The sequence below is a fragment of the Cohnella laeviribosi DSM 21336 genome, from assembly GCF_000378425.1.
Lineage (GTDB): Bacteria > Bacillota > Bacilli > Paenibacillales > Paenibacillaceae > Cohnella > Cohnella laeviribosi.
Genome location: NZ_KB899810.1, coordinates 193413 through 205574, shown reverse-complemented (window position 1 = coordinate 205574; position 12162 = coordinate 193413). Strand labels below are relative to the sequence as shown.

Here is a 12162-nt window from a genome sequence, read left to right as displayed (position 1 = left end):
TTCCGGATGCCGCCGCGCAGGAGAACGGCCGGCCAGCCGACAACGCCGGCAGGACGGCTAACCGTCCAACCTCCATTCCAGCAGCAGCCCCGCCTGCGTCAGGCCGGAGCCGAATCCGTACAGCGCCAGCCGATGGCCTTTTTTCAGCTTGCCTTCCGAAACGGCAAGATCAAGCGCAAGCGGAATGGAAGCGGCCGAAGTGTTGCCGTAGGGACCGGCGCTGTGCAGCGAACGCTCGAACGGAAAGCCGAGCCGCTCGCAAATGGCCTCGATCATGCGGAGATTGGCGCTGTGCGGAACGAACCAGTCCAGATCGGCGGCGGTCATTCCCGCTTTTTCCAGCAGACGCTTCATTCCCTCCGGGATGGTCGATACCGCCCATTTGTACACTTCCCGTCCGTTCTGCACGATTTTGCCGTCTCCGTCAAGCGGCTGTCCGTCCAGCTCGGCGGAGAGGCCGGCCGCATAAACCTGAATCCCTCCTTCTCCTTCAGTCACCGCGTGCGAGGCCAGGAAAGCGCCGTGTTCCGTTCGCTCCAGAAGAACGGCGCCCGCCCCGTCGCCGAACAAAATGCAGGTCGAACGATCGGTGTAATTGGTGATTTTGGATAATGTTTCCGTTCCGACCACAAGAATTTTACGGTAGGCTCCGGTAAGAATAAGCCCGTTGGCCGTTTGAAGCGCGGATACGAACCCCGCGCATGCCGCGTTCAGGTCGAAGGCGAGCGCCGATTCGATTCCGAACGCCTGCTGCACCCTTGAAGCGACGGACGGGAAAAAGTGGTCGGGCGTCGTCGTAGCCACGATAACGGCATCGATATCCGCCGGATTCCGTCCATAACGGTCGATCAGGTTCCGAACCGCCTGGATGGCCAGATGGCTGGAAAATTCGCGCGGTCCCGCGATTCTTCGCTCATGGATGCCGGTGCGCCGGACGATCCATTCGTCGCTTGTTTCCACCATGGCGGACAAATCGTCATTGGTTAACCGATTGTCCGGTACATAGCTGCCTATGGCCGTAATTTCGGCTTGCGAGTAAAAGGCTTCGGGTCCGATGCGGGGAACCATAAAATCGACCTCCGTAAGGTTTTGATATCTGGTTATAGAACCAGGTACTAATTTTCGCTTTCTTCCATACTAGGTGTAAAGTGTTCCGTTGTCAAGCGGCCCGCTCAGGCATATTCGATCTTCTCCGGGGTCAACCTATAATGCGGCGGAAGAAGCCGAATCAGACCATAAGGAGGAGTTCGATGCGTAAGGGATTGGCTTCCGCGACTCTCGTGTTATCGGCCGCGTTGGCGTTGTCCGCCTGTACCAATCAGGGCGATCTGGGCAACAAAAACATTCGTCCCAACAATTTCGGCCATAAGATGAGAAGTCTCGGCGACAACCGGTTTGCCAACGACCAAGCGAACGAAATGAACCGCGTCCGCGGTACCCAGCGGCTGAACAATAACGTTGTCGGTCTTCACGGCAACACGAAGATGGAAGTAAGCCAAGAAATCTCCCGCAAGCTGGCCGCGCTTCCGGAAATCAAGTCGGCTTATGTCCTGCTGACGGACCGGAACGCTTATGTCGCTATCACGGAAGAGCCCAACGGCACCAAGCAAAGCACGAAGACGAACGTCCGCTCTCATTATCGCAGCAATCGCGTCAATGGCTTAGGTGCGCCTTTGGCCGGCCGCGGCATCGGCTCCGGCAATCCGTTCAGCGTAACGCCGCGCGCCGCGGCGCCGGGCCGGTCGGGTTATGACGGCGTCGGCGGCCAAACGGGGACGGCGTACGGCGGAACCAGCGTCGAAGTGTCCGAAATGCTCAAAAACAAGGTTGCGGATTTGGTCAAAGGCATGTCGCCTTCGACCGAAAATGTGTACGTGTCCGCAAACCCGGATTTCTACGAACGGATGGCGCGTCTTGCCGCCGACTTCCGTCAAGGCCATCCGATTCAGGGCATGATCAACGAATTTAACGCATTGGTCGAACGCATTTTCCCCGAACCCGCGGGAACCGGCACGACAGGCCGGGCGAGAACGGCCCCGACGTATACGCGCCGCTAAAAACAAGCCCTCATACGGTCCTTTTCGCGATCGATGCCGACGCGGGAGGGCCGTATCGCGTTTTACCGCCGAAAATAGGTGTTTGTACAGTTGCGCGGCATCCCGCGGAATCATATATTGTGCAGTAACTCCCGTTCAGGGATTGTGTTGCAAGGTGGCAGGACCAAAGCTTATCTCAGAGGCAGTACGCCCAAATGTCCGGTTTGCAGCACCACAGAGAGTAGGGTTTCATATGATAAAGTTGACTGTATCCCTGGACCTTGTAAACACTTCCATTCCCGGGCAAGGAGGGGTGACACACGTTGACAGGCAGCGACCATAAAAACAAATTCCTTCTCACCAATCGGGAACGCGAAGTTTTTGAACTGTTAGTGCAGGACAAAACAACTCGCGATATTGCCCAGCAATTGTTTATCAGTGAGAAAACCGTTCGCAACCACATTTCCAATGCGACGGGGTTTGAAATCCATAAAGGGTCGTACGGAATGTTGAAGGGGATGCCTCCAAGAAGCCGCAAGGCTTTCTGGGGCATCGTTTGCGGGGATACCGGGTTTTCGCAAGAAAACAAAAACGGCCGTACTCTAAAGATATTAGATTTGGCGAGGCATTCGTCAGACGATTTGGAAACTTCCGATCAAGAAATCGTTGCGCGGCGATTGGAGCATGTACGGGAAAGACGATACGACGGACAAGATGCGGCTGAAAAGAATCGAGAACTTGAAAAGGCCATTTGCGATCACAGGGGAGGTGGAGTATAGCTTCCGCCTCTAACTGCTAACCGAACGTTCGTTATTTGGATTTCCAATCCGACAATAATTCCAGCAGCTTGAGGAACGTTTTTTGATCTTCGACGCTTTTGGTTTGTAAAAAGGTAACGATCCGGGTCAACGTATACTCTTGGGAATCCGGGTTGGAGTGGATCGACCGAAAAAGGTTTTCCAACGGGATCTCCAACGCATTCGCCACTTTTTCCACGCTTTCCAAAGTGGCATTCTTCTCTCCGCGCTCCAACTGCCCGATATAGGTGGCGTGGAGATTGGCGATGTGGGCTAATTCCTCTTGGCTCCACCCTTTTTCTTTCCGGTAATTTCGAATCCGTTCCCCGATAAGCTTTGGCAAATTACTCATTATTACCACCTCCTAGGTAACTGTACCTTTAGCTTTTAAACTGTACGCAAGAGGCGGAAGATATTCAGACTTGAGATTTAAAGTCTATAAATATTTTTTATGCAAAAAAAGTCGAAAAAATAAAAAGAATGTCGTATAATTAGTCTCAATAGACTATGTCTTTAGGACTATCAAACCGGATGGTTGGTTCGTTTCAGTGAAAGATGGAGGGTTTTCACCATGTCAGGAAAGGGTAAGCTTGCGAGATGAAAACGGCGATCATGATTCTGTCTATGTTTTTGCTGCTGCTGGTGGTCTTTTTGTTCGGGTACTGGTTCCATATAAAGCAATTAAGAAAAAAAGACGACCAGATCAACGGATTAAAAGAGTCGATTAGCGGTTTGCAGGCCAAATTGGCGGAGATGGAAAGAAGGCGCGGGTACCGGATCCAGCTTCCCGATCAACAATGCCTGTTTGCGTTTATCGGTTTCGGAGATCCGCTGCTGGAGCCGTTAACCAATCGAAAAGGAGAAGGGAAAATCGAGAACATCAGCCGCACGGGGGTGAAATTGAGCTGCGAATTCGATTTGCCCGTTCGCAAGCGGATTTTTGTGCAGCTGCATTTCGCGCTTCATGGCGAGGAGTTCTCTTTTAAAGGAAAGATCGTGCGAAAAGAGGAAACCATGAAAGAGATCATGTACGGAATCGACTTCATCGAAGTCGATCCCAAAGAGCAGCAGCGCCTGGTCCAAACGATGCAAAAAATAGAGATCGAGAAAAAGAAAATGACGGAATGACGCGGGCGGACACCCCATACCGGATTCGTACAAGCCGTTTCATTTCGCAAGAAGGGCCGTTTGACCGAAAGGGTCAAGCGGCCTTTTTGGTCTTTCGCGGCCGGACGGGCGCAAACAGATTAAAAACGTTCTATCCATCTTAAAATTTTTCTCTATATGATCCAGGGAATTGAAAGGTATATTTTTCTATGAAAAACGATTTGAGGGGGATGCAGCATGAAAAGGATCAATAAGCGGCTTGGCTCATGTTTGTCCGCACTGCTTGCGGTTGCGCTTACGGCCGGATGCGGCAGCGGCGGCGGCAGCGGCGCAAGTCCGTCTTCGAGCGAAGGAGCCGCCCAGCCTTTCAAAGGGAAAAAGATTACGTTCTATGTGGCCAACCATCCCTGGGCCGAAACCATTAAGGAACTGTTGCCGGAGTTTGAAGCCCAGACGGGATTGAAAGTGGAAATCCAGGGCTTCGCCGAGGACCAGCTGTCGCAGAAGCTTTCGGTCCAACTGACGACCAAAGCGTCCGATCCGGATGTGTTCATGACGCGTCCGCTGCAAGAAGGCAGGCAGTTTTACAAGAACGGGTGGTACGAGCCGTTGGACGGTTACGTGGAGAAGGACAAGGCGGAGATCGATTTCGAAGACTTCTCCAAATCCGCCCTGGACACGACGACGGTGGACGGCAAGCTGCTGTCGATCCCGATTATTTCGGAACAGGAAGTGCTGTACTACCGCAAAGACCTGCTGGAGAAGGCGAACTTGCAAGTTCCGAAAACGCTGGACGAGCTTGAAGCCGCGATCCAAAAAGTGCACGATCCGGACAACGGCGTATACGGCTTTGTCGCCAGAGGCCAGACGGCCGTGCTGGTTACGCAGGTTTCGTCCTTCGTCTTCTCGGAAGGCGGCGACTTTATGCAAGGCGACAAGGCGACGGTGAACACGCCCGAAGCCGTCAAAGGCTTCTCGCGCTACGGCCGGTGGCTGAAAGACTACGGTCCTCCCGGCGTGCTGAACTTCTCCTGGCCGCAAGCGATGGGCGTATTCGCGCAAGGGAAAGCCGCGTTCTACACCGATGCCAGCGCGATTTACAAAAACGCGGTCGATCCGGAAAAGTCGACCGTTGCGGAAAACGTCGGCTTCGCCAGCTTCCCGGCCGGAAGCGCCGGCGCCAAGCCTTACAGCATCACCTCATGGGCGCTTGGCATGAATGCGCAATCGGACAACAAGGACGCCGTCTGGGCGTTTATCAAATGGGCGACCGGCAAAGAAGTCATGCTGAAGACGCAGCAGGGCGGAAATCCCGGCGTGCGCAACTCGGTATGGAACGATCCCGAGGGCGTCAAGGGCTTCCCGGCCGAACTGGTGGAAGTCATCCGGGAATCGTCGAAGGTCGGCGTCGGTCACGACCGTCCGCTTGTCGTCAATGTCGGCGAGGCGCGCGACATCATCGGCGAAATCGTCATCCAGGCGATTTTGGGAGAAGACGTTCAGGCAGCGCCGGATAAGGCGAATCAAGCGTTCCAAGCTCTCATTGACGGCGAAAAATAAGGATGCGCAAGGGGGGGCTGAACAAGCCCCCTTCCCGATTTGAACACGGAAAGAGGGAATGCGATGTTGGCTTCGTGGATGGAAAAAAGGTTCAAATGGATCGTGACGCTGCCGGCTCTATTGTTTGTGCTCGTGATGATGGCGTTTCCGATCGCGTATACCTTGCGGTTAAGTTTCTTCGAATGGAGCATGTCGGCCGCCTCGCCGCCGAAGTGGGTCGGCCTGGACAACTACATTGCGCTGTTTAAAGACGGCCGCTTCTGGCATGCATTAGGGGCAACCGCTTATTTTTCCTTCGGCGCGTTGGCGGCGGAAACCGTGCTGGGCGTTGCCATCGCTTTGCTCCTGCACCGCGAATTCCGCGGGAGGGGGCTCGCCAAGACGATCTTCCTGCTGCCGATGGTCGCCACGCCTGTCGCCATGGGATTGGTGTGGGTGCTCATTTACGAGCCGACCAACGGCATTTTCAACGCGTTGCTGCAGGCGATCGGATTGAAGCCGCTCCATTGGCTCGGCAGCATCGGCCAAGTGATTCCGTCGCTCATGGTCATCGACATCTGGCAATGGACGCCGATGGTCTGCCTCATCGTCATGGCCGGCTTGACGACGCTTCCGCAAGAGCCGTACGAATCGGCGGATGTCGACGGCGCGAGCCGCCGGCAAAAATTGTGGTACATTACGCTTCCCCTGCTGCGCCCGACCATTTTGACCGCCGTCATGCTCCGGCTGATCGACGTCATCAAGACGTTCGATATTATCTATGCCACGACGCAGGGCGGACCGGGCACGGCTTCCGAAACGCTGAACATTTACGGTTACGTGCTGGCCTTTCAATATTTCAAGCTTGGACTCGCGTCCTCGCTGCTGGTGGTCTTTTTCCTGCTGGTCATGGGGCTGACGCTCGCGCTGATCGTGGTCCGCCGCAACACGGAGGTGTCTTCATGAAGAAAAGGAATGCGTTCGCCCGTTTGTTGTCGAATACGGCGACCTGGCTGGTGCTGTTTGTGTTTTCGTTCCCGTTTATCTGGATGGTGATGGCCTCGTTCAAGACGCAGGTGCAGATTCAGTCGCCCGGCAACTTTTTCTGGTTCCGCCCGACAGGAAGAAATTACGCCGAAGTGTTCAACCAGTACCATTTTTTCAAGTACATGATCAACAGCTTTATCGTCGCTATCGGCTCGACGCTGGCCTCGCTGCTGCTCGGCTTGCCCGCCGCTTACGGCATTGCGCGTTACCGCCTAAACGGCCTGGGGCTGACCATTCTGGCGGCGCGCATCATCCCCGGCATCTCCTTTTTGATTCCGTGGTTCATCATTTTCAATTCGCTCGGACTGGTCGATACGTATACCGCGCTGATTCTGAGCCATATGCTGGTCGGGCTTCCGTTCGTCATCTGGATCATGATTTCGTATTTCGAAGCGCTGCCGCACGAAATCGAAGAAGCGGGCGCGATCGACGGCTGCGGCAAGATGAAAGTGTTTCTGCGCATCGTGCTGCCGATTTCGGGGCCGGGCGTGATGACCGCTTCCTTGATGTCGATCATTTTTTCCTGGAACAACTTTATGTTTTCGATTATTTTGGCCGGCGAGAAGACGAAAACGCTTCCGATCGCGATTTTCAACTTCCTGTCCTATTCCGAAGTGAACTGGGGCGGTTTGATGGCGGCGGCGTGCATCATTACGCTTCCGGTGCTGGTGATCGCCCTGGCGGCGCAAAAATTCATTATCAACGGACTGGCGGCCGGCGCCGTCAAAGGCTGATCCCGGATGCCCGTCAAAATCAACATTTTCCACAAAATGGTGTTGCTGATCGCGTCGCTGCTCGTCCCGATTCTCGCGCTTTACGGCTATTCCAATCAGGTCAGCGTCGACGTCGTCAAAGCGGGAATCGAATCGTCCACGTGGAATCGCCTTTCGTTTTTTATGAGCCAAATGGAGTCCAATCTCGACCAGCTGTCCAAGTTTGCGATCATTGCCAGCCGCTCGCCCGGCATCCGGGACTACATGGAAAGCTGGAAAACGGACGCGCCGTACGACCGGATCCGCAAGCGCTCGAAGATTGAAGAACAGCTCATTTTGCAAAGCGCGACGAGCACCTGGGTCAATCAGCTGACCGTCTATTCGCCGGAGTCGAAGGAAATCGTGTCGACGGATTATTCCATCACCGACCGGGATATCCGGCAGCTGATGAAGCGGGAAAGCCAAACCTGGGATTACGTGCCGGCGGAAAGCGGCGGGGAAGAGGCTTACTTTTCCCGATATACGTACGTGGACCGGCAGCAGACGGATCTGCTCGTCGAAGTCCGGTTTTTGGCCGACAACATCCAAAACATGCTGGCGGAATTCAGGCGGACCGATCAGGCGAACCCGTTTTTCTATCATCCGCAGTCGGAGCCGATTGTGAGCGGCGATACGGATTCGGCGATCATCAGCGAGATGGTTTCCCTGTTGAACCGGAAATCGCTGGAGCCAAGCGGGAGCGAGATTGTCAAAATTCATCAAAAGAAATACTCCGTGAACTATGTGCAGTCGAAAAGCTTGCCCGGCTGGTATTTGGTCGATTACGAGCCGCTGGAGGAAATTTTGAGCCCGATAACGAAAAGCCGCAATTTGTTTTACGGTTCGGCGGCTTTGCTGCTTGCGCTGAGCCTTTCGGCCGCGCTGCTGCTGTACTGGCAAGTGCAAATGCCGATCAAGCAGTTGATTCGGGGCGTCAAGGGGCTGAAGACGGGCAACTATTCGATCCGGCTGCAGAACAAAGTGCACAACGAGTTCGAGTATCTGATTTTGCGGTTCAACGAAATGGCCGAGCAAATCCAGCAATTGATCGAAACGATTTACGAAGAAAAAATCCGGCTGCGCGAAGCCACCCTGAAGCAGCTTCAGTCGCAAATCAATCCGCATTTTTTGTACAACTGTCTTTTTTACATCAAAAATATGGCCAGCCTGGGCGAAACCGAAGCCGTCGCCGCGATGGCCTTGAACCTGGGCCAATATTACCGGTATGCGACCCGGGTCGAAAGCGAAATGGCGACGATCGAGGAAGAAATCAAGCTGGTGACGAACTACCTGGTGATTCAAAATTTGCGGATCGAACGGTTCCATTTTGAAATCGGCATTCCCGAATCGATGCGCAAGCTGCGGATTCCCCGGCTCACGATTCAGCCTCTTGTCGAGAACGCCGTTATCCACGGCGTCGAAAGAAGCGCCCGTTACGGCATTATCCGCATAACCGGCCGGTCGTCCGGCGGCGAGCACCGGATTGTGGTCGAAGACAACGGAGGCGGCATGTCCGACGAGGCCATGGCCAAGCTGCAGCAGCAATTGGCGCTGCCGATGGACGACGAGATGGGCTGCGGCCTTTGGAATGTGCATCAGCGCCTGCTGCACCGTTACAAGGGCGGTTCCGGACTGCAGCTGGCCCGTTCGGAAAGCGGCGGGTTGAGCGTGACGATGAAATGGGAATCCGACGAATGCGGGTGAGAATGTTGTTTCATATGCTGCTTGTAGACGACGAAGCCAGTGTGGTGGAAAGTCTGGAAACGCTGATCCCCTGGGCGGAAATCGGGATCGGCAAGGTGTACAAGGCGCATTCCGGTTTGGAAGCGCTGGATATTTTGGCGTATGCGCCGGTGGATATTGTCGTTACGGATATTCGCATGCCCGGCATGAGCGGGCTGGAGCTGATCGAGGAAATCGGCGCGAGATGGAAGAACGTCAAATGCTTGCTGCTGACGGGTTACGCGGATTTCGCCTATGCCCAGCAGGCCATTAAGCATCATGTATCCGACTATCTGCTCAAGCCGGTCAGCGACGAAGAGATCTTGGCGAAAGTGGCCCGCGTCGTCGACAAGCTGCGCGCGGAAGTCGAAACGTATGACGCTTACCATCGGGCGTTGCGCACGATGCGGGAGCATCTGCCGAAGCTGAAAGCGGATTTGCTGAACGATCTGCTGCAAGGAAAACGGATTTCGCCGCAATTGCTCGCGGAAAAGCTAAAGATGTTCGACATTCCCATCGCCCCGGGGGATTCGGTCGCGTTAATGCTGATCCGGCTGGAGAAGGAGATGCCGGAACAGGACTTTTACAGCCTGTCTCTGCTGCAGTACGCGATCGGGAACATGGCGGAAGAAATTTTTAGCGGCCATTTTCCATTATGGCACTGCCAGGATGTCCACGGTTTTATGGTGTTTGCGGTCGGGGCGAAGGAAGCGGAAACGTCGGAGCGCGGACAGGCGCTTTCGGAACCGCTGAGGCGCCGGTTCGAACAATTGGCGGCGCAGCTGCAGCGAAGCGTCAACCATTATTTGCAAGGCAAAGTGTCGGTGCTGATCGGCAAGTGGGGGCTTTTTCCCGAAGAGTTAAGCCCGCTCTATCAGAGCGCGCTGTCGGCGTTCCGGAAGCAGATCGGCAGGCAGAGCGACGTGATCGCGTTCGCGTCCGAGGAACCGGGCTTGTCGCAAACCCGTTCGCTGCAACGGTTATACGAGCCGCCGCTGCTCGTTCATTTGTTTGAAGTCGGCGATTGGGAGGGCATCGAGGAAAAGTATGAGGCGATCTTCGAGGAATTGGGCCCGAAATCCGGCGAATCGAAAGATTATTTAATCGAAGCTTTTTTCACGATCTATTCGGCCTGCTGTTTTATCGCGCATAAGTACGGTAAAGAGCTGGCGGAGATTATCGGCCCGGAACTGTCCAATGCGATCGGGCTTGCGCCGTGCCGGTCCTTTTCCGCATTGCAAGCCTGGGCGCTGGAGTCGCTCGGCAAACTGCGGCATTACGCGGAGAAGGAGCTGGCGCATACGCGGTATTCCATCGTGGAAAAGATCCGGCAGCAGGTCCTTAAAAATCTCGGCGAGGCGATTACGCTGCAGGATTTGGCCGGCCGATTGTACATGCACCCGGTTTATCTTTCGCAAGTGTACAAAGCGGAAACCGGCGAGAATGTAAGCGATTTTATCGTCCGGGTCAAGATGGAGAAGGCTGCCTCCCTGTTGAAAAACAGTGCCGCTAAAATTTACGAGATCGCCCTGGAATTGGGTTATCAAAACCCGAACTATTTCATCAAAGTGTTCAAGAAGCATTACGGCCTGACGCCTCAGCAATACCGGCAGCAGCGTTGACGCATCCGGCCGGACCGTATATGCCGTATTTCTTTTATTCTTCCATTCGCTTTAGGAGGTATTTCCGATGAAGATCACCCGTTTTGAAACGTTTGTGGTCCCGCCGCGCTGGCTGTTTCTGAAAGTGGAAACGGACGAAGGCATTTCCGGATGGGGCGAGCCGATCGTGGAAGGGAAGGCGGAAACCGTCCGGGCGGCCGTGCACGAATTTGCCGACGCCTTGATCGGAAAAGATCCGATGTGCATCGAAGATTTGTGGCAACTGATGTACCGGGCTTCGTTCTACAGGGGCGGGCCGGTGCTGATGAGCGCGATTGCCGGCATCGACCAGGCGCTGTGGGACATTAAGGGCAAGTTCTACCGGGCCCCGGTCCATCAATTGCTGGGCGGCGCTTGCCGGGACCGGATGCGGGTTTATTCCTGGATCGGAGGCGACCGGCCGAGCGACGTGGCGAAAGCGATTAAAGAAGCGGCCGGCCACGGCTTTACGGCGGTGAAGATGAACCTGACGGAAGAGCTGCAATACATCGACAGCTTCGACAAAGTCGACGCGGCCGTCGAACGGGTGGCCACGGCGCGGCAAGCGGTCGGCAAAAGCTTCGGCATCGCGCTGGATTTCCACGGGCGCGTCCATAAGCCGATGGCGAAAGTGCTGGTCAAGGAGCTGGAGCCGTTTCATCCGATGTTTATCGAGGAGCCGGTGCTGCCGCAAAACAACGAGCATCTCCAAGAGCTGGCCCGCCATACCTCCATTCCGATCGCCACGGGAGAGCGGATGTTTACCCGCTGGGATTTCAAACGGGTGCTGGCCGACGGCTGTGTGGATATTGTCCAGCCGGATTTGTCGCATGCGGGCGGCATCACCGAATGCAAGAAGATCGCGGCCATGGCGGAAGCGTACGATGTGGCGCTGGCGCCGCACTGCCCGCTGGGACCGATTGCGCTCGCGGCAAGCTTGCAGGTGGATGCCACGGCGCACAACGCGTTTATTCAAGAGCAAAGCCTGGGCATCCATTATCATGAGGGCAGCGATCTGCTGGACTTTCTTAAAGATCCGTCCGTGTTTACGTACCGCGACGGTTATGTCGATATCCCCAGCGGTCCCGGGCTGGGCGTCGAGATTGACGAGGACAAAGTCCGCAAAGCGGCGGAGATCGGCCACAAGTGGCGAAATCCGGTTTGGCGGCATGCGGACGGTTCGATTGCGGAGTGGTGAGGCGGACGAGACGGTCAACATTTCCCGGTCCATTTTCATAAGTCAAGCCGCTGCGGATGTATACTTGTAAAAAAAGGGTTGGGAGGAGAAGCGGCGGTGGGAAGCCGGAAACGTGCGTTCCAGCTTCATTTTCAAGAAGGCGCGAGGGACCTTGGCGAGATCGTGAACCGTTTGGCGAAGGAGACCGTGATCCGAATCCGGCGAAATCGGCTGCCAAGCGACCGGGCAAAAAAAATTTCCGAACTCGTACAAGCCGTGTCCTAAGAAGGGCAAGGGTCGTTTGATGAATCGTCAAACGGCCTTTTTCATGCTCGAAAGCGGGGG

Annotated in this window: 11 protein-coding genes and 1 pseudogene; 10 read left to right on the top strand and 2 right to left on the bottom strand. The window is 55.2% G+C overall.

Annotation, left to right across the window (positions count from 1 at the left end; all coding sequences use genetic code 11):
- Positions 1–57: 57 nt before the first annotated feature.
- On the bottom strand, positions 58–1068 hold the full coding sequence (locus F560_RS0103405; RefSeq protein WP_019004305.1) for a ketoacyl-ACP synthase III: 1011 nt from the start codon (positions 1066–1068) through the stop codon (positions 58–60).
- Positions 1069–1250: 182 nt separating this feature from the next.
- Between F560_RS0103405 and F560_RS24445 the strand changes: the two genes are divergently transcribed.
- Complete coding sequence (locus F560_RS24445; RefSeq protein WP_019004304.1) at positions 1251–2057, top strand: YhcN/YlaJ family sporulation lipoprotein; 807 nt, start codon at positions 1251–1253, stop codon at positions 2055–2057.
- A gap of 302 nt (positions 2058–2359) precedes the next feature.
- A pseudogene (locus F560_RS22350) lies at positions 2360–2509 on the top strand (LuxR C-terminal-related transcriptional regulator); the annotation flags it as partial.
- A 337-nt stretch (positions 2510–2846) separates the two neighbouring features.
- Here the strand turns inward: F560_RS22350 and F560_RS0103390 are convergent.
- Complete coding sequence (locus tag F560_RS0103390; RefSeq protein WP_019004302.1) at positions 2847–3185, bottom strand: helix-turn-helix domain-containing protein; 339 nt, start codon at positions 3183–3185, stop codon at positions 2847–2849.
- 245 nt (positions 3186–3430) lie between these two features.
- On the opposite strand from F560_RS0103390, the gene F560_RS0103385 reads away from it, so the two are divergent.
- From F560_RS0103385 to F560_RS25455, 8 genes are all read left to right on the top strand, one after another.
- Positions 3431–3961, top strand: coding sequence for a PilZ domain-containing protein (locus tag F560_RS0103385; protein ID WP_019004301.1), 531 nt, complete (start codon positions 3431–3433; stop codon positions 3959–3961).
- A gap of 216 nt (positions 3962–4177) precedes the next feature.
- Positions 4178–5500, top strand: a complete 1323-nt coding sequence (locus F560_RS0103380) for an ABC transporter substrate-binding protein (protein ID WP_019004300.1) — start codon at positions 4178–4180, stop codon at positions 5498–5500.
- 63 nt (positions 5501–5563) lie between these two features.
- Positions 5564–6445, top strand: coding sequence for a carbohydrate ABC transporter permease (locus tag F560_RS0103375; RefSeq protein ID WP_019004299.1), 882 nt, complete (start codon positions 5564–5566; stop codon positions 6443–6445).
- Positions 6442–7260, top strand: a complete 819-nt coding sequence (locus F560_RS0103370) for a carbohydrate ABC transporter permease (protein WP_019004298.1) — start codon at positions 6442–6444, stop codon at positions 7258–7260. Before F560_RS0103375 ends, F560_RS0103370 begins: the two co-directional genes overlap by 4 nt.
- Positions 7261–7266: 6 nt before the next feature.
- Entirely contained in the window at positions 7267–8982 is a 1716-nt protein-coding gene (locus F560_RS0103365) for a sensor histidine kinase (RefSeq protein ID WP_019004297.1), read from the top strand.
- A complete protein-coding gene (locus F560_RS0103360; protein ID WP_019004296.1) occupies positions 8973–10622 on the top strand; it encodes a response regulator transcription factor in 1650 nt (549 codons plus the stop codon). Before F560_RS0103365 ends, F560_RS0103360 begins: the two co-directional genes overlap by 10 nt.
- A 67-nt stretch (positions 10623–10689) precedes the next feature.
- Positions 10690–11838 (top strand): galactonate dehydratase, encoded by a 1149-nt coding sequence (dgoD, locus tag F560_RS0103355; RefSeq protein ID WP_019004295.1) that lies wholly within the window; start codon positions 10690–10692, stop codon positions 11836–11838.
- Between the two features lie 96 nt (positions 11839–11934).
- Positions 11935–12102, top strand: a complete 168-nt coding sequence (locus F560_RS25455; RefSeq protein ID WP_019004294.1) for a hypothetical protein — start codon at positions 11935–11937, stop codon at positions 12100–12102.
- Positions 12103–12162: the final 60 nt, after the last annotated feature.